Origin of the sequence: Agromyces seonyuensis, assembly GCF_009789225.1 — a bacterium.
In the GTDB taxonomy this organism is placed as follows: Bacteria; Actinomycetota; Actinomycetes; order Actinomycetales; family Microbacteriaceae; genus Agromyces; species Agromyces seonyuensis.
The window spans coordinates 1-25869 of record NZ_WSTA01000056.1 but is presented as its reverse complement, the minus strand read 5'-3'; the positions used below and the strand labels follow the sequence as shown (position 1 = coordinate 25869).

At 73.1% G+C, this 25869-nt stretch carries 21 protein-coding genes and 2 tRNA genes; 17 read left to right on the top strand and 6 right to left on the bottom strand.

The window, feature by feature from the left end:
* Positions 1-925: heparinase II/III domain-containing protein (locus GB864_RS12460; protein WP_202107202.1), on the top strand; the 925-nt coding region annotated here is incomplete at its 5' end.
* Positions 922-2019 carry a substrate-binding domain-containing protein gene (locus GB864_RS12455; protein WP_160425522.1) on the top strand — a complete coding sequence of 366 codons (1098 nt, stop codon included), beginning with the start codon at positions 922-924 and terminating at the stop codon, positions 2017-2019. The genes GB864_RS12460 and GB864_RS12455, both read left to right, overlap by 4 nt.
* 209 nt (positions 2020-2228) lie before the next feature.
* Here GB864_RS12455 and GB864_RS12450 read toward each other — a convergent pair.
* The 3 genes from GB864_RS12450 to GB864_RS12440 all read right to left on the bottom strand — a co-directional run bounded on the left by GB864_RS12450 (position 2229) and on the right by GB864_RS12440 (position 3714).
* Positions 2229-2302, bottom strand: a tRNA-Met gene (locus GB864_RS12450).
* Positions 2303-2335: 33 nt separating this feature from the next.
* Positions 2336-2407, bottom strand: a tRNA-Thr gene (locus tag GB864_RS12445).
* 50 nt (positions 2408-2457) lie between these two features.
* Positions 2458-3714, bottom strand: a complete 1257-nt coding sequence (locus GB864_RS12440; RefSeq protein ID WP_160425520.1) for a DUF418 domain-containing protein — start codon at positions 3712-3714, stop codon at positions 2458-2460.
* Between the two features lie 106 nt (positions 3715-3820).
* Here GB864_RS12440 and GB864_RS12435 point away from each other — a divergent pair, with 106 nt between their 5' ends.
* The 5 genes from GB864_RS12435 to ppk2 all read left to right on the top strand — a co-directional run bounded on the left by GB864_RS12435 (position 3821) and on the right by ppk2 (position 10075).
* Positions 3821-5554, top strand: coding sequence for a glycoside hydrolase family 13 protein (locus tag GB864_RS12435; RefSeq protein ID WP_160425518.1), 1734 nt, complete (start codon positions 3821-3823; stop codon positions 5552-5554).
* A 153-nt stretch (positions 5555-5707) separates the two neighbouring features.
* Positions 5708-6136 carry a VOC family protein gene (locus GB864_RS12430; protein ID WP_160425516.1) on the top strand — a complete coding sequence of 143 codons (429 nt, stop codon included), beginning with the start codon at positions 5708-5710 and terminating at the stop codon, positions 6134-6136.
* Positions 6137-6171: 35 nt separating this feature from the next.
* Entirely contained in the window at positions 6172-7245 is a 1074-nt protein-coding gene (locus tag GB864_RS12425) for a hypothetical protein (RefSeq protein WP_160425514.1), read from the top strand.
* A 215-nt stretch (positions 7246-7460) separates the two neighbouring features.
* The gene (locus GB864_RS12420; RefSeq protein WP_160425512.1) at positions 7461-9227 is read left to right on the top strand and encodes a collagen-binding domain-containing protein; all 1767 of its coding nucleotides are present in this window, start codon (positions 7461-7463) and stop codon (positions 9225-9227) included.
* A gap of 53 nt (positions 9228-9280) precedes the next feature.
* Positions 9281-10075, top strand: a complete 795-nt coding sequence (gene ppk2 / locus GB864_RS12415) for a polyphosphate kinase 2 (RefSeq protein WP_160425527.1) — start codon at positions 9281-9283, stop codon at positions 10073-10075.
* 216 nt (positions 10076-10291) lie between these two features.
* Here ppk2 and panD read toward each other — a convergent pair whose 3' ends face one another.
* On the bottom strand, positions 10292-10717 hold the full coding sequence (gene panD, locus GB864_RS12410; RefSeq protein ID WP_160425510.1) for an aspartate 1-decarboxylase: 426 nt from the start codon (positions 10715-10717) through the stop codon (positions 10292-10294).
* A gap of 223 nt (positions 10718-10940) precedes the next feature.
* Between panD and GB864_RS12405 the strand changes: the two genes are divergently transcribed.
* From GB864_RS12405 to GB864_RS12385, 5 genes are all read left to right on the top strand, one after another.
* A complete protein-coding gene (locus GB864_RS12405; protein ID WP_202107201.1) occupies positions 10941-11864 on the top strand; it encodes a carbohydrate ABC transporter permease in 924 nt (307 codons plus the stop codon).
* Positions 11861-12811: a carbohydrate ABC transporter permease gene (locus GB864_RS12400; protein WP_160425506.1), complete on the top strand. Its 951-nt coding sequence runs from the start codon at positions 11861-11863 to the stop codon at positions 12809-12811. The genes GB864_RS12405 and GB864_RS12400 overlap by 4 nt, the downstream gene beginning before the upstream one ends.
* Before the next feature lie 79 nt (positions 12812-12890).
* On the top strand, positions 12891-14216 hold the full coding sequence (locus GB864_RS12395) for an extracellular solute-binding protein (protein ID WP_202107200.1): 1326 nt from the start codon (positions 12891-12893) through the stop codon (positions 14214-14216).
* A gap of 89 nt (positions 14217-14305) precedes the next feature.
* On the top strand, positions 14306-16603 hold the full coding sequence (locus tag GB864_RS12390) for an FAD-dependent oxidoreductase (protein ID WP_160425504.1): 2298 nt from the start codon (positions 14306-14308) through the stop codon (positions 16601-16603).
* A 68-nt stretch (positions 16604-16671) separates the two neighbouring features.
* A complete protein-coding gene (locus GB864_RS12385) occupies positions 16672-17574 on the top strand; it encodes a LacI family DNA-binding transcriptional regulator (RefSeq protein WP_336603982.1) in 903 nt (300 codons plus the stop codon).
* An 82-nt stretch (positions 17575-17656) separates the two neighbouring features.
* On the opposite strand, the gene GB864_RS12380 is transcribed toward GB864_RS12385, so the two are convergent.
* A complete protein-coding gene (locus GB864_RS12380; protein ID WP_160425500.1) occupies positions 17657-18457 on the bottom strand; it encodes a DeoR family transcriptional regulator in 801 nt (266 codons plus the stop codon).
* 200 nt (positions 18458-18657) lie between these two features.
* Here GB864_RS12380 and GB864_RS12375 point away from each other — a divergent pair, with 200 nt between their 5' ends.
* The 3 genes from GB864_RS12375 to GB864_RS12365 all read left to right on the top strand — a co-directional run bounded on the left by GB864_RS12375 (position 18658) and on the right by GB864_RS12365 (position 21643).
* Complete coding sequence (locus GB864_RS12375) at positions 18658-19707, top strand: acetylxylan esterase (RefSeq protein WP_160425498.1); 1050 nt, start codon at positions 18658-18660, stop codon at positions 19705-19707.
* 9 nt (positions 19708-19716) lie between these two features.
* The gene (locus GB864_RS12370; protein ID WP_160425495.1) at positions 19717-21207 is read left to right on the top strand and encodes a coiled-coil domain-containing protein; all 1491 of its coding nucleotides are present in this window, start codon (positions 19717-19719) and stop codon (positions 21205-21207) included.
* A gap of 259 nt (positions 21208-21466) precedes the next feature.
* Positions 21467-21643, top strand: a complete 177-nt coding sequence (locus GB864_RS12365; protein WP_160425493.1) for a hypothetical protein — start codon at positions 21467-21469, stop codon at positions 21641-21643.
* 121 nt (positions 21644-21764) lie between these two features.
* Here GB864_RS12365 and GB864_RS12360 read toward each other — a convergent pair whose 3' ends face one another.
* Positions 21765-22775, bottom strand: coding sequence for an ADP-ribosylglycohydrolase family protein (locus tag GB864_RS12360; RefSeq protein WP_160425491.1), 1011 nt, complete (start codon positions 22773-22775; stop codon positions 21765-21767).
* A 223-nt stretch (positions 22776-22998) separates the two neighbouring features.
* Between GB864_RS12360 and GB864_RS12355 the strand changes: the two genes are divergently transcribed.
* A complete protein-coding gene (locus GB864_RS12355; RefSeq protein ID WP_160425489.1) occupies positions 22999-24156 on the top strand; it encodes an exonuclease SbcCD subunit D in 1158 nt (385 codons plus the stop codon).
* Positions 24153-25869 (top strand): AAA family ATPase (locus tag GB864_RS12350; RefSeq protein WP_160425487.1); only part of this gene is annotated, 1717 nt, incomplete at its 3' end. The genes GB864_RS12355 and GB864_RS12350, both read left to right, overlap by 4 nt.

The window sequence follows — 25869 nt, the reverse complement described above, 5'->3', positions numbered from 1 at the left end:
ACTGGAGCTCAGACGTGTGTCCTTCCGATCCCGCCGCGCGGCGCGCTGGGTCGGCGATGCGGAGGCCGCCGCCCACGCGGCGGCCCACCGCCTCCCCGGCTCCCCCGCCGCCGACGAGGCCGAGGGCCTCGGACGCCTGCTGCGCGGCGTCACCGACGCCGAGTGGATCGGGGCCGCACGGGCCGCCTCGCCGCTGCCGCGCGACGTCTGGCTGCCCTCGACCGAGGTGCTGCTCGCCCGTGAGCATGCCGGCACGTCCGACGGATTGACCCTCGCCGTGAAGGGCGGGCACAACGGCGAGCATCACAACCACAACGACGTCGGCTCGTTCGTCGTCGCCGTCGACGGCGTGCCCGTCGTGGTCGACGCCGGCCGCCCCACGTACACCAAGCAGACGTTCGGGCCGGACCGCTACGACATCTGGACCATGCAGAGCGGCTGGCACAACGTGCCCGTGATCGGCGGGGCCGAGCAGCCCCACGGCGCGGCCTTCGCCGCCGCCGAGGTCTCCGTCGACCTCGCCGAGGAGGCATCCGCCTTCGCGGCCGAGCTCGCCGGGGCCTACCCGGCCGGCGCCGCCGGCTCGTGGCGCCGCTCCGCGACGCTCGACCGCGACGCCCGTCGCGTCGTCATCAGCGACCGGCGAACGGATGACGGCCCCGCCGAGCTCCGACTGCTGCTCGCGGGCGACGTCCGTCTCGACGGCGACGCCGTCCTCGTCGCCGGGCTCGAGGATGCGCCGCCCCTGCGGATCTCCTGGCCCCGCGGCATCCTCGCCCGCCTCGAGCGGCGCGAACTCGACGATCCGATGCTGGGCGACGTGTGGGGCGAGGCGCTGACCCGACTCGTCCTCGACGTCGCCGGACGCGCGGACGTCTCCGTGACGCTCGAACTGGCACAATCGGCCGGAGAGGGAGATCGATGACCGACCAGACCCAGGCGCCGCTCGCCGCGGAACGCCGTGCCCACGTGCTCGCCGCGCTCTCCCGCGACGGCATCGTGCGCATCTCGCAGCTCATCGACGACCTCGGCGTCGCCCCCGTCACGCTGCGCCGCGACCTCGACCAGCTCGAGCGCGAGGGGCTGCTGCAGCGCGTGCACGGCGGCGCCGTGCCGGCCGCGGGCCTGGAGGACGAGTCGCCCGCCGCGGCCGCCGTCTCGACCGGCTCGATCGCGATGCTCGTGCCCTCGCTCAACTACTACTGGCCCGGCGTCGTGCGCGGCGCCGAGGCCGAGGCCACGCGTCGCGGCATGGACATCGTGCTGCGCGGGGCGTCGTACGAGCTGCAGGACGAGCGCCCCGTGCTCGAGCGCCTCGTCGAGACCGGCAACGCGCGCGGCCTCATCGTCGCCCCGAACACCGACACGGCGCACGCGCAGGACGTCGTGCGCTGGCTCGCCGGCACGGGGATGCCCGCGGTGCTCGTCGAGCGGGATGCGCTCGTGCTGCCCGAGGGCACTCCGATGGAGTCCGTCACGACCGACCACGCGCTCGGCGCCGTGCTCGCCGCGCGGCACCTCGCCGCCCTCGGCCACCGCCGCGTGGGCCTCATCATCTCCCGCGACTCCCCCACGTCGCGCAAGATCGCGGCGGGCTGGCAGGCGGCGTGCGCCGAGCTCGGCCTCACGCCGACCGACCACTTCGAGTCGATCCTGCCGCCGCGCTCGAGCCCCGAGTTCTCGGCCGTCGTCGACAGCACCCTCGACACGGCGCTCGCCCACGACGTCACGGCGCTCGTCGTGCACTCCGACCCGGAGGCCATGGCATTCGTCGACCTCGCGCTCAACCGCGGCATCTCGGTGCCCGGCGACCTGTCGGTCGTCGCCTACGACGACGAGGTCGCCGAACTCTTCACGCCGGCGCTCACCGCGGTCGGCCCGCCGCGCGGCGCCGTCGGCGCGGCCGCGGTCGACCTCATCGTGCGCCGCCTCGAGGACCCGAGCCGCCCGGCCCACCGCGTGATCCTGAGCCCGACCCTCAACGTGCGCGGCTCGACGGCCCCACCCCGCGACGCCTGACCCTCCGCCGGTCGAGCGAGCGTCCCCTCGCCGGTCGAGTCGGCGCCCCTTCGCCGGTCGAGTAGGCGCGCAGCGCCGTATCGAGACCCGGTGCGTCGGTCTCGACACGCGGCTCCGCCGCTCCTCGACCAGCCGCGGCGCCACGCAGCTCCCGCCCCACCCCGGGAACAAGAAAAGCCCGGAATCCAAAGGATTCCGGGCTTCTGCGGTAGCGAGGGCGGGACTCGAACCCGCGACACCACGATTATGAGCCGTGTGCTCTAACCACCTGAGCTACCCCGCCGCGTGCGCCGTTCCGGCGAGCCGGACGGAACAGAGCCCCGAGTCAGGATTGAACTGACGACCCCTTCCTTACCATGGAAGTGCTCTACCACTGAGCTATCGGGGCGAGCCGCCCCTCGCGGGGCAACCAGACGAGAATAACATGTCGCGGGCCGACTACCGAATCGGGGCCGGGCCCGCATCCTCGCCGCGCGAGCCGCCCTGATCGGGGTCCGAATCCGCTCGATCAGCGCCCAGACGGATGCGTCCGCTGAGGACGCCGGCGAGCCATTCGAGCGGCCCGCGGCCGATGAAGCGCCGCCACAGCCACGACACGACGAGCGTGCCGACGATGAGCCCGATGACCGTCGCCCACGAGTCATCCGTCGGCACGCCGTTCGGCCCGGGCGCCGTCGTCCAGACGAGCACGAGCACGTGCGCGGAGTAGACGCTGAGGGGCATCGAGCCGGCGGCGGCGATGGGCGAGGTGAGCCACGTCGTCACGCGTGCGACGGCGGGCGCGGCGAGCGAGGTGAGCGCGATGATCCCCATCGTGAGGGCGATCGCGAAGCCGACGTTGCCGACGGTGAAGAACGACGTGCCGACGGCGAGCGTGAGGGGGTCGCCCGAGGGCAGGGGCGCACGGATGCCCGTCGCGCCGAACCCCATGGCGCTGCCGATGCTGCCGACCATCACGGCCGCGCCGATCCCGAACGCGCCGAGCACGACGACGGGTCGGTGCAGTCCGAGCCGCACGAGGCCCATGCCGAGGAGCATGACGGCGACCCAGATGCCCACCGGGTAGGCGCCGGTGACGAACCAATCGGTCACGAGCGCGAGGAGGTGCTGGCCGAACCCGGCGCCGGCTGGCGGGGACGCGGCCATGAGGACCGCGGGCTGCACGGCGAGCGCGGCGAGGAGGCCGGGCAGCACGACGAGCAGCACGGCGCCGAGCCCGATCTGCACCCAAGCGCCGAGGAAGAGCGCCGGCAGCAGGATGAGGAAGGCGACCCCGTACTCGTCGAGGATGACGTAGACGAGGACGCCCGTCGCAGTCAGCAGGAAGCCGAGCACGATGAGGTAGATCGCTCGGATCGACACCTGCCGGCGCAGGACGCCGCGCCGCGACGACCCCCGGGCATCCAGTGCGCCTCGCGCCGGCGGGCGGATGCCGCCCGTCAGCAGCCCGAGCCCGAGCCCGGCGGTCACGGCGAAGAGCAGGCGGGCCCGCTCGTCGGGCAGCAGCAGGAAGAACTCGAGGAGCGAGTTCGAACCGGCCGGGAGCGCGGGCGCGGCGTGCGCGATGAACATGCCGAGCAGCGCGAGGCCGCGCGCGACGTCGATGCCGACGATGCGGGCGTCGGCGGGCACGGCGCGCTGCGGCTTCGCCGTGCCGTCGGCGGGCCGGGGCGACTCGGGTGCGTCCTCGGGCATGAGTGCATCATGCCGTGCCCGGCGGTACCGGCGCGAGGGCGATCCGCCGCGATCCCGGACACGTCCCCGACCTTGCCGCGAAACACGCGCGCAGTATGTTGGCACCATGGGTGGGGAATGGTGGCGGTCGGCGGTCATTTATCAGATCTATCCGCGGTCGTTCGCGGACGCGAGCGGTGACGGGATCGGCGATCTGCCGGGCGTCACGAGCCGCCTCGACGCACTCGCGCACCTCGGTATCGACGCGATCTGGCTCTCGCCGTTCATGACGAGCCCGCAGAAGGATGCCGGCTACGACGTCGCCGACTACCGCGACGTCGATCCGATCTTCGGCACGCTCGACGACTTCGACCGGATGCTCGAGGGCGCGCACGCGCGAGGCATCCGCGTCATCGTCGACCTCGTGCCCAACCACTCGAGCGACCGGCACGCCTGGTTCCAGGAGGCGCTCCTGAGCCCGCCCGGTTCGCCGGAGCGCGCGCGCTACCTGTTCCGGGACGGCACGGGCCCCGGCGGCGACGAACCGCCGAACAACTGGGAGAGCGTGTTCGGCGGTCCCGCGTGGACCCGCATTCAGGAGGCCGACGGCACGCCCGGCCAGTGGTACCTGCACCTGTTCGACTCGAGCCAGCCCGACTTCGACTGGACGAGCCCCGCGGTCCGCGACGAGTTCCTCGGCATCCTCCGCTTCTGGCTCGACCGCGGCGTCGACGGCTTCCGCGTCGACGTCGCCCACGGCCTCGCGAAGGCCGACGGCCTGCCCGACTGGACGCCCCCGACCGACGCCGGTTCGATGGGCGGCGCGGGCGGCGGCGCCGACCTCGAGCCCGAGATCAGCGATGAGGCCGAGACGGCCGCGACCGGGGCGCCGTTCTGGGGGCAGGACGGCGTGCACGAGATCTACCGCGACTGGAACCGGTTGCTCGCCGAGTACGACGGCGATCGGGTGCTGTGCGCCGAAGCCTGGATCGACCCGCCGGAGCGGCTCGCGAACTGGGTGCGCTCCGACGAGATGCACCAGGCCTTCAACTTCGCCTACCTCGAGACCCCGTGGTCGGCGAAGCCGCTGCGGCGCGTGATCGACCGTTCGATCGCCGCCTTCGCCGAGGTCGGCGCTCCGGCGACGTGGGTGCTCTCCAACCACGACGTCGTGCGGCACGCCTCGCGGCTCGCGCTGACGGCCGAGAACCCGCAGGGGCACGGCATCGGCCCGAAGTCGAAGGGGCTCCCCGACCCCGTCCTGGGCCTCCGTCGGGCCCGCGCGGCGTCGGCGCTCATGCTCGCCCTGCCCGGCTCGGCCTACGTCTACCAGGGCGAGGAGCTCGGGCTGCCCGAGGTCATCGACCTCCCCGACGACGCCCGTCAGGACCCGACGTGGTTCCGCACGGACGGGGAGCGCTACGGCCGCGACGGCTGCCGCGTCCCGATCCCTTGGGAGCACGACCGCGCGTCCTTCGGCTTCGGGCCGGGGCCGGCGAGCTGGCTGCCGCAGCCGGCCTCCTTCGCGGAGTTCTCGCGCGACGTCGAGGACGCCGACCCGCACTCGACGCTCTCCCTCTACCGCCATGCGCTCGCGAGCCGGCGCACGCACGGGCTCGGTACGGGCTCGCTCGTCTGGCTGCCCGATCTGCCGGCGGAGGTCGTCGCCTTCACCAACGGGGATGTCACGGTGCTCGCGAACACGGGCCCCGATGCCGTCGAACTGCCTGATCGCTACGCCGGCGCCCTCGTGCTGCTGGCGAGCGAGCAGGGCGCCGCCGACGCGATCGCCGACGCCTCCCCGGATGCCTCCGCGCCGCGCCTGCCGGGCGACAGCACGGTCTGGTTGCACACGGCCTGAGCCGAGCGTGCGTGCCGCCGCGCATCCCGCTGCGACGGCACGCACGAACCCGGCGCGGCCGCCCGGACACGACCTGGAGGAATCCTCGAAGTCCCCCGCAACCGGGCCCGGACGCGGTTGGATGGAGTCACCGGTACGAACGAGGAGGTCGCCGTGACCCACATCTCTCCGCTGCTCAGGTTCCGACGCGAAGCACGCGAGGCGTTGGAGTTCTACCGGTCGGTGTTCGGCGGCGACCTGCGGCTCGAGACCTACGCCGACCTGGGCGCTCGCGAGGCGGGGCATCCCGACGCCGACCTCATCATGTACGGCAAGCTCGACACCCCGTGGGGTTCGCGGCTCGTCGCCGTCGACGAGCCGTGGGCCGAGACCGCCAAGCGCGGCGCCGTCTCGATCTGGTTCTCGGGCACCGACCCGCTTGAGCTGCGTTCCTGCTGGACGCGCCTCTCCCACGGCGCGACGGTGACCCGCACGCTCGATGTCGCGCCGTGGGGCGATTCGTTCGGGATGCTCGTCGACAAGTTCGAGGTGCCGTGGGAGGTCTCCATCCACGACTCGGGCGAGGTCTACCGCCGGCACTAGCGACCGCGTCGGCGGTCGTGCCTAGACTGGCGCCCGTGTCCGCCGTCGCCGCGCTGCTCGCCCTCGCGGGTCTCGTGCTGCTCGCCGCGGGCATCGTGGCACGGCACCGGCAGACGCATTTGCCGTCCGGCAGCACCCTCGCGTGCGTGCCGTACCGCGGATCGACGATCCTCGGCAACGCGGTGCTCGCCGGCCGCGACGACCGGGCCACCGCCGCCGTGCTCGTCGAACTCGCGGTGCGCGGTTCCGTGGGGCTCCTGCTCCTCGACCGGCCCCCGGGTCGGCCCGAGGTCGCCGTCGGCGCCGTCGAGGGTGCGGCCTTCGACGAGCGCGAACTCGATGTGCTCGTCGCCCGGTTCGGTCCCGCGATGCCGCGCGGCGTCATCCGCCGCGGCTCCGGGGAGGAGCGGCGGTTGTCGCGGCGCATCGACCGGGTCGTGCGCGACGAGGTCGAGGAGCTCATGCGCGGCGGCACGCTCGCGGGGTGGTTGCCCTGGCGGGACTTCCTCCGCGTCGCCGCCATCGTCGCGCTGCTCGGATCGAGCGCCGCGCTGCTCGCGGCGCTCTTGACCCACGACGTCTCCGCCGCGTCGCTCGCGGCGCTCGCCATCGGCGGCGCGACCGCCTCGATCGCGATCACGCCGCCCGGTCGCGACCGCTGGCACCTGCCGTCCGCGCAGCCGCACCGGGCGCACCTGGCCGCGCTCCAGCGGTATCTCCTCGCGAGCGACGACGCGCGCACGGCGCTGCTGCGCACGCAGTGGATGCCCGAGGGGTCGCCGTCGGGCTGGCCGGGCGGAGCACTCGACGAACCGGTGACGCGCTTCCGGCTGCACGTGCGACTGCTCCCGTACGCCGTGCTCTTCGGCGTCGAGCGCAACTGGGTCGAGGTGCTGCGGCGGGAGGCCGCCGAGTCCGCGGAGTGGGACGGCGATCCCGGTGCGATCCGCACGCTCGTCGCAGACGCGGAGCCGCTGCTGCGCCTCGCCGATGAACTGGTCGACCTGGGTCGACTGACCTTCGTCGCGGTCGGGCTGTTCGACGCGCGGGGCGAGCACGTCGCCGACGTGCACACGGAGCTCGGGGGCGGCACCGCGGTCAACGCCTGAACCGCCGCGTCGGCGAGGCGCCGATGCACGGTCGGCGCGCAGGTTCGCCGCGTAGATTGTTCAACAAGGTCGACCGCAGCCCGAAGCGGGCTCGGAACCCGTCGGCCTTCCGCCGAGCCGCACCGGTGCGAGCCCAGCTCCCGGGAACGCGGGGGCCGAGGTTCGACCGCGGCGCTGCTCGGCGTGCCAGATCGCACACCTGAAAGCCGAACACCATGCAGCGCCACACCGACCGCCGGCCCCGCCGAACGAAGCGCACCCGAGCGGTTCGGGCAGTCGGCGCGCTCGGCGCCGCGGTGCTCGCGTTCGGCATCGCCGCACCGGCGACGGCCGTTGAGACCTCGGCGGATCCCGCAGCGGGGACCACCGCGATCGCCCCGTTCGCGAACGCCGGCGGGTTCACCGCGTACGCCCGCGGCGACGCGGACCTCCAGCACTCCGAGACGGAGGGCTCGATCGCCGTCGGCGGCGAGCTCACCGCGGCCGCGCCCGGGCGCCGTCACGCGCTCCAGCAGTACCGCACGGGCAACCCCGTCTACGACGTCCCCGTGATCGACGGCGACGCCGCGCGCGCGCTCATCGGCTCGTACTCGACCATGAGCGGCATCCTCGAGGTGTCCGGCAGCGGCGGCAGCGGGGAGCCGGTCGGCGACGCGAAGATCGTCCATGTGGCGGCCCCCTTCGAGTTCGGCGATCGCAGCGGCTATACGCAGTACCGCACGCCCGGCGGCGAAGCCGAGGGCCCCTCGATCGACGGCAAGAACCAACTGTGGGAGGGTGGAGCCGGCGCAGCCACGTTCCAGGCGCAGCAGGACTCCGTCGCGAGTTACGTGGAGCAGGGCGAGCCGTACGCCGAGATCGCGGCGGAGCTCGCCGCCCTCGCGGATCCCACGACCGGGCTCGCGCACCACGTGAGCGTGGGCGAGGACGGCGGCAAGGCCGTGCTCGAACTCGTCGCCGGGGTGCCGAACGTCGTCGACGCCGCCGACCTCCAGGTGGGCTGGGGCGGCGCACCCGCCTCGCAGATCGTCTTCTCGGGGGCCGTGCCGAGCCTCGACACCCCGCTCATCGTGCGAGTACCCGCCGGCACCACGGATGTCGTCGGCTACGCCTTCGGCGACGAGGGCGCGTACCCCGAGTACATCATGTGGGACCTGTCGGCCCTCAGCGGTGCAGTCTCGCTCGCCTCGTCGATGGGCGCGACCCGGATCGACGGCTCGGTCTACGCGCCGGAGGTCGATCTGACCGCGACGTTCGGCCCGCTCGACGGCCAGGTGCTGGCCCGCACGCTCGCGACGACCCGGGACTCGGGCGAACTGCACCACTACGCGTTCGCGCCGGAGATCCCGATCACCCCCGTGCCGCCGGCGACCGGCGGCTTCACGATCGCCAAGGCGATCGACGGGCCGGAGGGCCTGGTGCCGGCGACGACCCGCTACACCGTCGAGTACCGCGTCGACGACGGCGACCCGCAGAGCCTGACGCTCGACGCGGCGGGCACCGCGGTGACGATCGACGGGCTGCCGGCCGGCGCGACCGTCACGTTCGAGGAGACGGCGGTCCCCGAGGTCGAGGGCGCCTCGTGGACGGGTTCGTCGATCTCGCCCGAGCAGATCGTCATCGCCGCGGGCGCCCGTGCCGAGGTGGTCGTCACCAACACCTACGAACCGACTCCCGACCCGGTGCCCTTCCCCGACCCGTCGCCGACGCCCGACCCGTCGCCGACGCCCGACCCCGAGCCGACCCCCGATCCCGGGCCGACCCCCGATCCCGGGCCGACGCCCGACCCGTCGGTTCCCGAGACCGGCGCACCCGTCGCCCCCGGCGCCGAGACGCCGAGCACGCCCGGCGCGACGGAATCGGAGGGCGATCTCGCGTCGACCGGCGCGAACGTCGGCGGCCCGATCCTCGCCGCGATCGCCGCGGTCCTCGCCGGCCTCGGGCTCCTGACGGCCGCGCATCGCAGCCGCGCACGCCGCTGATTCCGGGCCGAGCGTTCCGTGGGCAGGGCCAATAGGCTCTGCCCATGGAGCGGATGCCGAAGAAGCTGTACGAACGCGAACTCGAGCGCCTCCAGGCGCAGCTCGTCGACATGCAGGCGTGGGTGCAGCGCTCGGGCGCCCGAGTCGTCGTCATCTTCGAAGGCCGGGACGCCGCGGGCAAGGGTTCGACCATCAAGCGGGTCTCCGAGTACCTGAACCCCCGTGTCACGCGCATCGTCGCACTGCCGACGCCGAGCGAGCGCGACAAGACCCGCTGGTACTTCCAGCGCTACGTGCCGCACCTGCCGGCCGCGGGCGAGATCGTGCTCATGGACCGTTCCTGGTACAACCGCGCCGGGGTCGAGCGGGTCATGGGCTACTGCACCGACGAGCAGTACGAACGGTTCATGCGTCAGGTGCCGGTCTTCGAGCGGATGCTCGTGGAGGACGGCATCATCCTCCTGAAGTACTGGTTCTCGGTGTCGGAGGAGGTGCAGGAGGAGCGCTTCCGCTCGCGCCTGAACGACCCGATGCGCCGCTGGAAGCTCAGCCCCAACGACGTGCTGTCGATCACGAAGTGGGAGGACTACTCACGCGCGAAGGACGCGATGTTCGCCCGCACCGACATCCCCGAGGCGCCGTGGCGCGAGGTCGAAAGCGACGACAAGCGGCGCTCGCGCATCAACATGATCCACGATCTGCTCTCGCACATCCCCTTCGAGCACGTCGAGCCCGAGCCCCTCGTCATCCCGCCGCGCCCGGCGACCGGCTCCTACGAACGGCCCCCGCACGACCTGCGCCGCGAGGTCCCCGACCACGCGCAGCAGCTCATCGACGCGGCGCGCTGACTCGTCCACCGGGTCGATCCACGACGGATGTCACCGACGGCATCGACGTTCCGATAGCCTGCTCCGCGGTCCCTCTGCGGGGCGCCGCGGACGTCGCGTCCCTACCCCGTGGCGTACGCGGCGACTCCCGCCGCTCCGACGCTCCGCACGGGCCCCGGTGGATGACGAGCACGCGCGCGGGTGCCGGAGATCTCGGCCGGTCGACCCGGGTGCCGATCAGGCGCGGACAGCGAGCGGGGGCGTCTCGAGGCCGGGCACGAGCGCCTCGGCGGGGTCGCCGCCGAGCGAGATGATGCGGTTGGCGGCATCCACGTGCACGATCGCCGGCACGAGTTCCCGCGCCTCCTCCGAATCGATCGACGCCCAGGAGATGAGGATGACGAGGTCGCCGACGGCGACCAGGCGGGCGGCCGCGCCGTTGACGCCGATGACGCCCGAGCCGCGCTCGCCCTCGATCGTGTAGGTCTCGAAGCGCGCGCCGGTGTTGATGTTCACGACGGTGACGAGCTCTCCGGGGAGCAGGTCGGCGGCGTCGAGCAGGTCGGCGTCGACGGTGATGGAGCCGACGTAGTGCAGGTCCGCGTGGGTGACCGCGGCACGGTGGATCTTGGACTTCAGCATGGTGCGGCGGAAGCTGGGCATCCGTCGATTCTCCCCCATCGCGGCTGCCCGATCGCCGAGAGCGCGACTCGCGTGATCGAGCATTCGCAAACACTTCCACTCACGTGCGCACACAGCGTTACCGTGCCGTTACCGAACCGGTTTGACCCGACCCCCGCTCGCGGGGCAGTCTGTCACCCGACGATTCCCACGCGGTATGGGGCCGGACCCGGTCGCATCACCCTCAACGGCGAGGATCCCTGGAATGACCACGACGGCACCGAGTTCACAACTCAGCACAACATCGAACAAACCCAAGCGCCTCTCGGACGGCGTCTTCGCCTTCCTGCTCGTGCTGCCGGGCCTCGCGCTGCTGCTCGCGGTCGTCGTGTACCCGCTCATCACCGCGCTCGTGACGGCGTTCTTCAAGCAGAGCCTCGTGCTGCCGGGTCGCGAGTTCGTCGGCTTCCAGAACATCATCGACGTGCTCACCGGCGAGTTCTCCCGCCTGCTCTGGCAGACCCTCGTGTTCACGATCGGCACGACGCTCTTCCCGTTCGTCATCGGCTTCGCGCTCGCGCTCGCGCTCAACACCCGCATCCGCGGCGCGAAGGTGCTGCGCGGACTCATGCTCATCCCCTGGCTCGTGCCCGGCGTCGTCGTGTCGTTCCTCTGGATGTGGATCTTCAACGCCAACTACGGCGTCATGAACGCGCTGCTCGAGGGCATCGGCCTCATCGACCAGCCGCAGGCCTGGCTCGCGCAGCCCGCGACCGCGATGGGCGCGGTCATCCTCGCCAAGACCTGGCAGTCCTTCCCCTGGATGATGGTGATGCTGCTCGCCGGCCTGCAGACCGTGCCGCGCGAGCTCCACGAAGCCGCCGAGATCGACGGAGCCGGCACGATCCGCCGCTTCTTCTCGATCACCGTCCCGCAGCTCAAGGGCATCATCGGCCTCGTGCTGCTGCTCGAGTTCATCTGGAACTTCCAGCACTTCGACATCATCTACGTCCTCACCGGCGGCGGCCCCGCCGGTTCGACCCAGACCTTCGCGACCGCGGTCTACGAGACGGCGTTCCACGGCTTCGACCTCGGCCACGCCGGCGCGATCGGCCTGCTCTGGATGGTGCTGCTCATGGCGCTCGTCGTCGTCTACGTCCGATTCTCCGAGAAGGGTGAAGAGCGATGACGCTCGAGACCGACCTCCCGACCGCAGCCCCGATCGCACCGGTCGCCGACACCGCCGGCACGGGCGTCCAGGATGCCTCGCGGCGCACCCGCAGGCCCAGCAAGCCGAACGCGCTCCGCTCGGAACGCCCCGGCGTGCGCTTCGCTGCGTGGGCCGCGGTGATCGTCTGCGGCGGATTCGCCCTGCTGCCGGTCTACTGGCTGCTTGCGACGTCGCTGACCCCGCGCACCGAGGTCTTCGCCTATCCGCCGCAGTTCTTCCCCTCGACGGTGTCGTGGGAGGCGTACGAGTCGCTCTTCACGAACCCGACGCTCTTCAACTACCTGCGCAACAGCATCATCGTCTCGGTCATCACGGCCGTGCTCTCGGTGCTCGTCTCGGCGTACATGGGCTACGCGTTCTCGAAGTTCCGCTACACGGGGCGCCGGGCCCTCATGTACTTCGTGCTCTCGTCGCAGATGTTCCCGCAGGCGCTGCTGCTCGTCACCCTGTACTCGGTGTTCGCGGCCTACGGCCTGCTCAACACGTACACGGCGCTCGTGCTCTCGTTCACGACGTTCACGCTCCCGCTCTGCGTCTGGATGCTGAAGGGCTTCTTCGACACCATCCCCGACGAGCTCATCGAGGCGGCCCGCGTCGACGGGGCGTCGCGGCTGCGGATCATCCACTCGATCGTGCTGCCGCTCTCGGCGCCCGGTCTCGTCGCCGCCGGCCTCTTCGCCTTCGTGCGCGGCTGGAACGACTTCATCTTCGCCCTCACCCTCGCCGGTCCCGACAAGCAGACCCTGCCGCCCGGGCTCGTGAACACCTACATCGGCGAGGCCTCGACCGCGTGGCCGGAGCTCATGGCGGCGTCACTCGTCGTGTCGCTCCCGGTCGCGATCGCCTTCATCTCGCTCCAGCGCTTCCTCGTCGGCGGGCTCACCGCCGGCGCGGTCAAGGGCTGAGCCGACGCAGCACCCGCAGCACCCCGCACCACCGAACACTGTCCGCATCCGCACGACCGACCCTCGAAGGAGAGGATCCATGTCCGACCGCACCCTGTTCCAGTCCCCGATCTCCCGCCGTCAGGCGCTCGCGATCTTCGGCATCGGCGCCGCGACCGCGACGCTCGCCGCGTGCGCCCCCACGGGCACCGGCGCCGCAGGCGGCCCCGCCGCGACGGCCGGCACCGGCTCGTTCGCGCCGACCGACTTCAAGTTCTCGAGCTGGTCGCTCACCGAGGAGGCCGCGGCGCCCGCGATCAAGTCGCTGCTCTCGGGCTACTCCGGCAAGGAGGACGTGACGATCGAGGAGGTCTCGTTCCCCTACAACGAGTACTTCAACCAGCTCATGCTCCAGGTGCGCGGCGGCCAGTTCACGGGCGCCGCCCACGTCGACGTCGCCTGGCTCGGCTCGCTCGCCGCCCTCGGAAAGCTGCAGGACGTCTCGGCGCTCACGGCCGACCGCGGCTACACCGAGTCCTCGCTCAAGGCGGCCCAGTTCGAGGGCACGCAGTACGCGTTCCCGTGGACCATCGGCGCGATCGGTCTCGTCACCAACTCGGAGATCCTCGGCAAGGCCGGCGTCGACGCCGAGGACTTCCCGACGACGATCGACGACTTCGAGGCCGCGCTCGTGAAGCTCAAGGGCCTCGGCGGCGGCCTCATCCCGTACGCCGCGTCGACGAAGGCCGCGCAGCTCAAGGACATCCTCATCTGGATGCAGACCTTCGGCAGCCCGCTCGTGAAGAACGGCACGGTCACGATCGGCGACGACGCCTCGGTCGAGGCGGTCGCCTGGTACAAGGGCCTCTACGACCAGGGGCTCATCGCCGCCGACGTCGACCGCTTCGACGCCCGCTCGCTCTTCGCCCAGGGCCGTGCAGCCCTCTACGACGACGCCCCCGTCGGTCGCGGCGCGGTCACGAAGGAGTCGCCCGACCCCGACCTGGCCTCGAAGCTCGTGCCGGTCTCCCGCCCGACGCTCAAGGCCGGCGACACCCCGCGCGCCCTCGTCTGGGGCGGCGCGATCGCCGTCGTCAGCGGCGCCGGCGCCGAGACGGCCGCGGACTTCGGCCAGTGGGCGACGAGCGACCTCGACACGGTGCTCGCCGACTACGAACTGCGGGGCCTGCCGCCCGTGACCGAGGAGGCCCTCTCCTCCGACGTCGTCGCGAGCGACGTCTTCGGCTCGACCTTCGCCGAGCGCATCACGAAGACCGCGACGTCGAACCCGTTCTGGGTGTACCCGCAGTACGCGCAGATCGAGACGACCATCGCCGAGGCCGTGCAGGCCGTGCTCATCGGCCAGAAGTCGCCCGAGGACGCCATGAAGTCCGCCGGCGAAGCCGCCCAGAAGCTCATCGGCTGAGCGTCCGGCGGAGCGCCGCGGCCGACCGCCGCTGCGCTCCGCCCCTCGCCCCGCACCCCCGCACCACCCCGGAAGGACCCCAGCTCCACATGCGCACACAGACCCTCGAAGCCGACATCGTCGTGGTCGGCGGCGGACTCGCCGGCGTGAGCGCGGCCGTCGCCGCCGCACGGCAGGGCAAGCAGGTCGTGCTCATCAACAACCGGCCGGTGCTCGGCGGCAACTCGTCTTCCGAGGTGCGGGTGTGGGTGTGCGGGGCGACCGCCCACGGCAACCAGCGCTGGGCGCGCGAGACGGGCATCCCGGGCGAGCTCTACGTCGAGAACCAGTTCCGCAATCCCGAGGGCAACCCGGTCTACTGGGATGACGTCGTGCTCGACACGGTGCGGCGCGAGCCGAACCTGACGCTCTTCCTCAACACCGACGTGTCGGCCGTCGAGGCCGAGGGGCCCGAGGATGCCCGTCGCATCCGCTCCGTCACCGGCTGGACGATGGGCAGCGAACTGCGCACCGTGTTCCAGGCGCCGATCTTCCTCGATTGCACGGGCGACGGGCTCGTCGGCCACCTCGCCGGCGCCCGCTACCGCCTCGGCAAGGAGGGGCGCGCCGAGTTCGGCGAGGAGTGGGCCCCCGAAGAGCCGGTGCGCGAGTTCCTCGGCTCGACGCTCCTCTTCTATACGAAGGACCACGGCAAGCCCGTCAAGTACGTCGCCCCCGAGAGCGCGATCGATATCTCGAAGACCCCGATCCCGCGCTCGCGCGTCATCCGCTCGGGCGACAGCGGCGCGCACTACTGGTGGGTGGAGTGGGGCGGCGAGCTCGACATCGTCGACGACAACGAGCGCATCCGCGACGAGCTGCGCGGCGTCATCCTCGGCATCTGGGACTACATCAAGAACTCCGGCGAGTTCGATGCCGACACCCTCTCGCTCGAGTGGATCGGCAACCTCCCCGGCAAGCGCGAGTACCGCCGCTTCATCGGCGACTACACGCTGCACCAGGGCGACGTCATCGGGCAGACGGCGTTCGACGACGGGGTCGCGTTCGGCGGCTGGTCGATCGACCTCCACCCGGCGCAGGGCATGTACGCGGAGGGCGCCGGCGCCCTGCAGCGCTTCAGCGAGGGGCTCTTCGAGATCCCGTTCCGCTCGCTGTACTCGGCGAACGTCGAGAACCTGCTCGTCGCCGGGCGCGATGTGTCGGCGACGCACATCGCCTTCGGCGCCGCCCGCGTCATGGCGACGTGCGCGACGATGGGCGAGGCCGCCGGTACGGCCGCGGTGCTCTGCCTCGACCACGGCGTCACGCCCCGGCAGCTGCACGCCGACCATCGCGAGGACCTGCGCCAGACCCTGCTGCGCTGGGACGCCTCCGTGCTCGGCGTCGCCAACGACGACCCGCACGATCTGGCGCGTTCCGCGCGCGTGAGCGCGTCGAGCTCGCTCACGGAGATCGCAGCCGGCACCGACGAGGATGCCGAGCTCCGCCCCCACCCCCTCGCCGACGACCTCGGGATCGTGCTGCCGGTGCATCCGCGGCTCGAGACGATCGATGTCCTCGTCGAGGCGAGCGTCGACACGACCCTCGTCGTCGAGGTCTACTCGACTGGCAAGCCGCAGAACGTCGTGCCCGCCGTGCTCGAGCACGCCACGACGCTCGAGGTCGCGGCCGGCCCCGCCCGCTGGGTGCGCGCCGACGTGCCCTTCGCCCCCGGCGCCCCGCAGCACGGCATCGTCGTACTGCGCGCGAACCCCGACCTGTCGGTGCGCACGACCGCGCCGCTGCCGCCCGGGGTGCTGACCCTCGTGCGCCGTGCCGACAACGACGACCGCAACGTGCAGATCAGCCAGGACGAGCTGCTCGTGCAGTGGCCGACCAAGCCGCTGCGCGGCCGCGCCCTCGCGTTCCGCGCCGCCCCGGCGAGCGCGGCCCTCGCCCCCGAGCGCGCGACGAGCGGCTACAACCGGCCGTTCGCCGGCCCGAACGAGTGGGCGTCGGCGCCCATGGCCGCCGGTCGCGACGAATGGCTGCGCCTCGACTGGGACGCCCCCGTCGACGCCCGCGAAGTGCGGCTCGTCTTCGACGACGACGTCGACCTGGAGCTCAACACGCTGCACCACCACCGCTCGCCCGACGAGGTCATCCCGCAGCTCGTGCGCGACTACCGCGTCGAGGTGCTGCCCGCGGGGGCATCCTCGACCGGCACGACCGGCGGAACGGGCGAGGCCACCTGGACGACCATCGCCGACGTGGCGGGCAATCGCATGCGCCACCGCATCCACCCCCTGCCGGTCGGGCTCGGGGCGATCAGCGCCGCCCGGCTCGTGATCGGCGCGACGAACGGCGCCCGCGAGGCGCGCGTCATCGCGTTCCGGGTGCAGGCATGACCCGCGCACGCACTACGGTGATCTCGGGTGCGGAGCGCCGCACCGACCGGACCGCCCGCAGGAGTCCCGTGGCCGACCCAGCACCGACGCCGTCTCGCATCGCCCCCGTGCTCCGCCGCGAGCGCACGGGCCTCGTCGCCCTCGCCGTGCCGAACCTCGAAGAGCCCTACTTCGCCGAGCTCACCGCGCTGCTCGTGCGCCGCGCGGACGCCCGCGGGCTCTCGATCCTCATCCAGCAGACCGAGGGCGACCACGACCGCGAGGTCGACATCGCCAACGGCGTCGGGCTGCCGCCGACGGACGGGCTCATCCACATCCCGCGCTCGCTCACCGTCGGCGACCTCACCCGGCGCACCTCACCGGGGCCGCTCGTGCTGCTCGGCGAGCACATCCAGGTGAGCCCGTTCACGCACGTCGCGATCGACAACCGGGATGCGATGCGCACCGCGACCGTGCACCTCGCCGAGGCCGGATGCCGCCGGGTCGCCTTCGTCGGAGCCCGCGACGCGAGCCCCTCGGATGCCGCCGACCGCCGGTACGCCGGCTACCGGGAGGCGGTCGCCGAGCTCGGCCTCGCCGCCGAACCCGCGCTCGTCGCCCAGCTCGTCGCCTTCACGCCCGAGGAGGGACGGCGAGCGGCCGAAGGGCTGCTCGCAGCGGGCATCGGCTTCGACGGCGTCGTCTGCTCGAACGACTCGGTCGCGATCGGCGTGCTCGCCGCGCTGCACACGGGAGGCCTCCGCATCCCCGAGGACGTCGCGGTCGTCGGCGTCGACGATGTGCGCGGCGCCCGATTCACGACCCCGCCGCTCACGACCGTCGCCCCCGACAACGAGGCGATCGTCGAGGCCGCCCTCGTCGAGCTCGAGCGGCAGATCGCCGCGCCGCCCGGCGCCGACATGCCCGTCCGCCACGTGATCGCCCCCGCGCGCCTCGTCGTACGCGAGAGCACGGCGCGCAGCGCGCGCTGAGGCGGCCGTGACGGGGCTGCGGCGCGTGCGGCTGCGCTCGGGGCCGCGCCCTGGGCTGCCTGCGCGCAGCCGGATGCCCGCGTCAGGCCGTCGGGTCGTCGCCCGGCACGACGACGAGCTCGCCGACCTGCTCGGCGAGCGCGGCCCGGTCGGCCCCGCCGAGGCCGTCGTCCGTGATGAGCCGGTCGACCTGGTGCAGTTCGATGACGGTCGTCAGGCCGACGACGCCCCACTTGCCGTGATCGGCGAGCACGACGCTCTCCCGGCCCGCGGCGACGAACGCGCGGTCGGTCTCGGCCTCGAGGAGGTTCGTCGTCGTGAGCCCGGCAGAGAGGTCGACGCCGTAGGCGCTGAGGAACACGAGGTCGCAGTGCAGCCGCTCGAGGGCGCTCACCGCGACGGGGCCGACGAGGGCGTCGGCGGGGGTGCGCACGCCGCCCGTGAGCACGACCGTCTGCAGGTAGGGCTCGTCGGCGCGATGCGGGGCGGCGAAGAGTTCGGCGACGGGCAGCGAGTTCGTCACGATCGTGAGGTCGGGGATGCCGCGCAGCGCCTGCGCGAGCGCGCGCGTGGTCGACCCGCCCGTGAGCCCGATGGCCATGCCGGGTTCGACGAGGGAGACCGCGCGGCGGGCGATCGCGCGCTTCTCGGCGAGCATCCGGGTCGTGGCTGCCGGTGCCGGGCGCTCATCCGGCCGCGCCAGTCCCGGCAGCGTCGCGCCGCCGCGCACCTTCTCGAGGGCGCCGTCGGCCGCGAGCACGTCGAGGTCGCGGCGGATCGTCATGGGGCTCACGTCGAGTTCGGCCGCGAGGGCCTCGACGGTCGCCGCACCGCGCCGGCGCACTTCGGCGATGATGCGCGCTCTGCGTTCTGCGACGAGCACCGGCACTCCTTCCGCTCCCGCCCGCCATCCTGCCATGCCGGGTCTTCCCGGCCCGCGCTCGCGTGGCGCGCGGTGCCGTGCCCGCACGCCGATCCGTCGGCCCCGCCGTTCGCCGTCCCGCGCGGCCGGCCGCGTGCCATGCCGCGTGCCCTGGCGCCGGCCTTCCCGCCCGCAGTCCTGCTCGCCCCGAGGAGTTCCCGATGACGACCCGCACCTCCGCTCCCGCCTTCCCAGCGCCCTACGCCGACTGGTTCCCGGAGGCCTCCTTCGACGCGACCTACGGCTTCACGCTCCACGACCTGCTCGCCGTCGCCCCCGAACCGGCGCCCGACGGCTTCGCCGACCGCTGGCGCGGCTGGTACGCGGATGCCCGACGCGTCGACCCCGCCGCCGAACTGCGGCCGCTCGGCCGCATGGGCGTCCACCACGTCTCCGAGGTCGCCTACACGTGCGCCGACGGGGTGCGCCTGCGCGGCTGGATCGCCCTGCCCGTCTCCGGACCCGCCCGCGCGGGCATCGTGCACGGCCACGGCTACGGCGGCCGCACCGAGCCCGACTTCACCCGCGTGCCCGACGACGTCGCGGCGATCTTCCCGCTCGCGCGGGGGCTGGGCGCCCTGAACGTCGACGTCGGCGCCCCGGAGGAGCGCGAGGCGCACGTGCTGCACGGCATCGCCGACCCGGAGACCTGCATCCTGGGCCGCTGCGCGGCCGAACTCTGGACGGCGGCGACCGTGCTCGAGCGCCTCGTCGGCGACGTGCCCCTCTACTCGATCGGCGAGAGCTTCGGCGGCGGCATCGGCATGCTCGCCCTGCCCTGGGACGAGCGCCTCGTCGGCGCGACGTTCATCGTGCCGAGCTTCGGCGGCTGGACGGAGCGCCTCGCGGTGCACTGCGAGGGCAGCGGCGAGTACGTGCGCCGCCACGTCGCCGCGCACCCCGAGGCCCGCGAGGTGCTCCGCTGGTTCGACGCCTCCACGGCCGCGGCCTGCTCGAGCGTCCCCGTCCGCATCGAGGCCGCGCGCTGGGACGCCGTCGTCCCCCCGCCCGGCCAGTTCGCCGTCGCGAACGGCGTCGCGTCCGCCGCCTCGCTCGGCACCGGCGCCGCCCTCGAGCTGCACGTGCTCGACGCCGGCCACGCGGAGCATCCGGGCATCGAGCAGGCGCGCGCCGCCGCGGCGGCGGCGGGGCGGGCCCACTTCGAGCTCTCGATCGCCGCCGCGCGGCGTCCTCGCCGTTCCGCTCCGTAGGATGCCTGCATGGAGCTCGTCATCCCGATCCTCGTCTCCGTCGGCATCGTCGTCGCGGGGGTGGGCGTGCTGATCGGGGTGCTGCGGTCGCGGGCGTCCAAGCAGACCGCTGTGCTCGCCTCGCAGGCGCAGGCCGAACTCGCGCAGCTGGAGCAGACCGCCGGGTCGGCGCTCGTGCGCACGGACGAGAAGATCCGGCTCGCGGCCGACGAACTGGGCTTCGCCGCCGCGGAGTTCGGGGAGACCGCCATCGGCGAGTTCACGGCGGCCATCGGCCGTGCGCGGCAGCGGCTCGCGGAGGCGTTCCAGCTCAATCAGCTGCTCGCCGACCACATCCCCGACACCGACGAGCAGCGCCGCGACTGGAACCAGCGCATCATCGCGCTGTGCGAGTCGGCGGATGCCTCGCTCGGCGAGCAGGTCTCCGCGTTCGCGGCGCGGCGCGCGGCCGCGCGGGCGACGCCGGCGGCGATCGAACGGCTCGTGGGATCCGTGGCCTTGGTCCGCTCCTCGCTCGCGGGTCCGAGCGAGACGCTTCAGCGGCTCGCCGAGCGCTACACGGATGCGGCACTCGCGCCAGTCGCCGGCAACCCCGCCCAGGCGGCCCGGCTGCTCGACTTCGCGGGGCGCAGCGCGGAGGTCGCGCGCAGCCGTCTCGCCGCAGGACGCGAGGACGAGGCGGAGGCCGCCGTGCGCGCCGGCGACGAGAGTGTGCACCGCGCGTCTGCGCTCCTGGCCAACGTCGAGAGCTTCGAGGTCGAGGCGCTGCGCGCGGAGTCGACCCTCGCGGCGATGATCGCCGAGTCCCACGCGGAGCTCGCCGTCGCGCGCGCCATCCCGGCTGCCGAGCGTCAGGGCCGGCTGGATGACGCGATCGCCGCGCTAGAGGCATCCCTTGCCGCGGTGCCCGTGTCGGCGGACCGCACGGACCCCATCGGCGCCCTCACCTCGGTGCGTCAGACCAACACCGCGCTCGATGACGCCGTCGCCGAACGGGCCGACCGCGCCGAACGCCAGACGCGCCTGCGCACGCAGCTCGTGACGGCGATCGACGACGCGGAGCTGCAGATCACGGCGGCCCGCGACGTGCTGGCACGCACATCGGCAGGGCCGGACGCCCGCACCCGCCTCGCGGCGGCCGAGCACGAACTCGCCGACCTCACCACTGAGACCGACCCCGAGCGGGCCCTCGGCCGCGCCCGCCGCGCGGCCGCCCTCGCGAACGAAGCGGCACTCCTGGCCCACCAGGCCGCGCAGTCCGGGTACGGGGGCTACGGCTACCCGGGCGGTCAGCAGTACGGCGGGCAGCAGTACGGCGGCCGGCAGCCCTACCCGGGCCCCGGCTACCCCGGCGGCAGCGGCCAGGGCCCGTATTCGCGGCCCCGCGGCCGCGGAGGGGACGGCATGGGCGTGCTCGGCGGCGTGCTCGGCGGCCTCGCGATCGGCGGCATGCTCGACGGCCTCGGCGACCTGGGCGACTTCGGGGACTTCTTCGACTGACGGCCGCGCGATGCGCGGCGGGCGGGTCGGTTCGCGGTGACGCGTCGAGCGCCCGGGCCGCACCCGCGGCGCGCGTCGGCATCGAACGTCGCGCTACTGGAAGCGACGAGCCACTGAGCTCTGAACGGTGTTCACGGGGCATGAGACAGGATGCTCATCGGCCCAACCCGACCGGCAGGTGACGAGCACGTTGCGAGTGCGTCCGGACGCTGTGGAAAACACCGGCGCAGAGGCCCCTCGCTTCGCTACGGTCATGCGCGTGCCGACGGCCCGAACCGCGAGCGCCGCCGCCCTGCCGGCGGCGCTCGCGCTCGTCGCGGCGATGACTGGATGTACGGCGCGCGTCGTCGAGATCAGCACTCGGCTCGCCCTGGGCACGTGCGACGAGTACCCCGACGACGTCGGCTGTTCACCACGCTCCGCGGCGCCGCAGTAGGAAGTCGCTGATCGGGATGTTGCGGATCGCTGACGGGATGTCGCGGATCGCGAACACCGCCGAAACGGAGAACTCCTCCGCGATCCGGTTCGCAGTTCGCCCGCGCGCACGCCCGGCCGGGTCAGGCGGCGTCGCCGGGCAGTACTTCCACGGGCGCGACCGGGGCGACGACCGCGTCCTCGCCGAGCGCGGCCTGCTCGGCGAGCGACTGGAGCTCCGACGCATCCAGGCCCGGCCAGCCGTGCAGGTGGCGGCGCCACCCGAACGGTACCGAGGCCGCGCCCCAGCGCGCTCCCGCGAGCGCGCCCGCGATCGCCGCGACCGTGTCGGTGTCGTCGCCGGCACGCACCGCGCGTTCGACGGCGTCCTCGAAGCCCTGGGCGTGCACGATCGCGCACCACGCCGCCTGCAGCGCCGCGACCACCCAGCCGTTGTCGCCCGGGATGTCGCGGGGGTGACCGGACGCCTCCGCGGCATCCAGGCGCTCGTGCCAGAGCGCGCGGCGGTCGGTCGGCAGTGCGCCGACCGGGCCGCGCACGTCGAACTCGCCCGTGAGCACCGCGTGACGGATCGCGAGCGACCAGATCACGCAGGCGTCGCCGGCATCCCACTCGTAGTGGGTGAGCTCGCTCACCGACCGGGCGGCAGTGGCGAGCGCCGGAGCATCCGCATCGTCCAGATAGCCGAGCGCGAGCGGGCCCGTGCGCATGAGCGAGCCGTTGCCCGCCGAGCGCCCCGCGATGCGATGCACCGTCGACGCGGCCGCGTACGCGGAACCCGCGAGCCGCACCCCCGAGGCATCCGGGTCGGTGCGCGCGAGCACCTGCCGCGTCTGGATGCCGACGTCCTTCGCATCCACAGCCCAGCCCCGCCACTCCGCGACGATGCCGCCGAGCACCGCCGCATCCTCGACGCGCTCGCCGCGCGCGAGCGCGCGCAGGATCGGCACGGCCATGCTCGTGTCGTCCGTCCACTCGCCGAGCTCCCACGGCCCGCCGGCGTGCAGCGTGATCGGCATCGCATCCGGCACCGACGGCTGGAACTCGTACGGCGCGCCGAGCGCGTCGCCGGCCGCGGAGCCGAGCACGGCGCCGCTGCAGCGATCGAGTCGGATGCTGGTGAGGAGCGTCATCGGGGTCCTTCACGAGTTCGGATGCAGGGGCAGCCAGGCTACCCGGCGTCGCCGACGAACCTGTGAGAACGCCATGCCACCACTGCGGGGGGCGCCCGGGCCTGTCCCCGGTCGCCGTTAGGGTCGGTTCGCCGGCCAGGATGACGCGCTTCGCACCGCATCCGGCTGGAATGACCCGGTCGCCGCCGCACGACCAACCGCACGACCCGAGGAGCGAACCCGAATGCGCATCCTGCACACCTCCGATTGGCACATCGGGCGCACCTTCCACGGGCACTCGACGCTCGCGCACCTCGAGCAGGTGCTCGGCGCGATCGTCGAGGCCACGCGAGCGAACTCGGTCGACGTCGTCGTCATCGCGGGCGACGTGTTCGACACCGCGACCCCGTCGGGCGATGCGCTCAAGCTCTTCTCCCGCACGCTCGGCGAACTGCGCGCCGCAGGCGCCCTCGTCGTCGTCACGAGCGGCAACCACGACTCGCCCGCGCGGCTCGGCTTCCAATCCGAGTTCGCCGCCGCAGCGGGCATCCATGTCATCACCGACGCGGGTGCGCTCGACCGCCCCGTGGTCATCGACGACGAGCACGGGCCCGTGCGGCTCTACGGCATCCCCTACCTCGCACCCTCGCTCGTGCAGCACCGCTGGCCCGAAGCGACGCTGAAGACCCAGGAGCAGGTCATCGGATTCGCGCTCGACCGCATCCGCGACGACCTCGCCGTCCACCCCGCGCGCTCCGTCGTCATCGCGCACTGCTTCGCGGCCGGCGTCGCGCCGAGCGGCGACGACGTCGAACGGGAGATCCGCGTCGGCACGCTCGACGTCGTGCCGACCAGCGCGTTCGACGGCATCGACTACACGGCGCTCGGCCACATCCACGGGCGCTCGACGCTCGCCGAGGGCATCCGGTACTCGGGCGCGCCCCTGCATTACTCCTTCTCCGAAGCCGGCAAGCCGCGCGGCGCGTGGCTCGTCGAGCTGGATGCCTCGGGGCTCGCGAGCGTCGACTGGCTCGAGCTGCCCGTGCCGCGCCGGCTCAGCGTGCTCACCGGCACCCTCGCCGAGCTGCTCGCCGACCCGGCCCTCGACGAGCGCACGCTCGACTGGGTGCACGCGGTGCTCACCGACAACACCCGCCCGATCGACGCGATGCGGAAGCTGCAGACGCGCTTCCCGTTCTGCGCGAACCTCGACTATCAGCCGGCCGAAGTCGCCGAGACGGTCGGCGCGAGCTATGCCGAGCGGGTGAAGGCGAAGTCCGACGACGAGGTCATCGGCGCGTTCCTGTCGCACGTCCGCAACGGCGACGGGCCCTCGGCGGCCGAGTCCGAACTCATCGCCGCGGTCATCGCCGACCTCGCCGCCGAGGAGGTGTCCGCGTGAAGATCGAACGCGTCGCCATCGCCGGATTCGGTCCGTACAAGCACACCCAGATCGTCGACTTCGACGAATATGCCGGCGAGGGCATCTTCCTCATCGGCGGCAAGACCGGCGCCGGCAAGTCGAGCATCCTCGACGCCATCTGCTTCGCGCTCTACGGCAGCGCCCCGCGCTACGACGGCACCGAGGCGCGACTGCGCAGCGACCACTGCGGACCCGACGACGAGACCCGCGTCGTGCTCGAGTTCACCGCCGGCGACGAGCGCTACCGCGTCGAGCGCACGCCCGAGTTCCAGCGCCCGAAGAAGCGCGGCGACGGCATGACCACCGCCCCGGCGAGCGCTCGACTCGCGATCCGACGCGACGAGACGTGGGAGGGGCTCGCCGAGGGCGCCCGCGATGTCGGACTGTCGATCGGCACCATCGTCGGCCTCACGAAAGAGCAGTTCCTGCAGGTCATCCTGCTCGCGCAGAACCGCTTCCAGGAGTTCCTGCTCGCGAACAGCGAGAATCGGGGCAAGGTGCTCCGCTCGCTCTTCGGCACGAAGCGCTTCGAGGAGTACGAACAGGCGCTCGCCGTTCGGCTCAAGGCGCTCGGGGCGGACGTCGAGCGGTCGCGGGTCGCCCTCGGCGAGATCGAGGCGCAGGCGGCGCTGGCCCTCGGCGATCAGGTGTCGGGCGACGACGGCGTCGGCGCGACGACGGGCGAGGCAGCTCCGGTGCACCCTCGCGCGATCGGTGACGGGTCGTGGATCGAGTCCGGACTGGTCGCCCGTCAGGCCGAACTCGACGGGGCGGCGGTCGAGGCGCGCGACGCCGAAGCCCGATTCGCCGAGTCGTCGAAGCGGCACGATGTCGCGACCGCGACGCGGCGCGAGCAGCAGCGTCGGGACGCCGCCGCCGCGCGCCTGGCTGTGCTCGAGGCCGAGGTCGAGGCGATCGATGCGGCGCGCGACGAACTCGCTCGTGCCGGGCGAGCGGCCGCCGTGCAGCCGTTCGTCGCTGCGGCCGCCGCAGCGACGCTCGCGTTCGACGATGCGCGGGAGACCGCCGGAGCCGCGGCGAACGCGGCCGCGGCGTTCGGGCTCGCCGAGGCCGGCGCCGAACGACTGGCCGAGGTCGCCGCCGAGCGCTTCGAACAGCTCGGGGCGCTGCGTGCCGGGGCGGAAGCGGAGGCCGTGCTGGGGCAGTCCGGTGCGGCTGTCGAGACCGCCCGGCTGCTGGTCGTCGACGCCGAGACCGCAATCGGGTCCGTCGACGCGCGTCACCGCGAACTGCCGTCGCTCATCGACGCGGCTGCGGCGGAGCTCGCCCGCCAGACCGGCCTCGCCGCCGGCGGCGCCGGCGCCGAGACCGAACTCACCCGCGCACGCACGGCGCGTGCCGCGGCCGCCGCTGCCGGCACGCTGCAGGCCGAACTCGACGCAGCCGAGGCAGCCGAGCTCCAGCGGGGTCGCGAGCGCACCGCGGCCTCCGCCGCACTCGACGACCTCCGCGACCGTCGCCTGCGCGGGTACGCCGCCGAACTCGCGGTCGAACTCCGCGACGGCGACGCCTGCGCGGTGTGCGGTGCGACCGAGCACCCCCGCCCGGCGGCGCACACCGAGGAACCGGTCACCGCCGACGACCTCGACGCCGCCCAGGGCGGGCTCGACCGCGCGGAGGCCGCGGCCCGCGCGGCGAGCGAGCGGGTGGGCGTGCTGCGCACGGACGTCG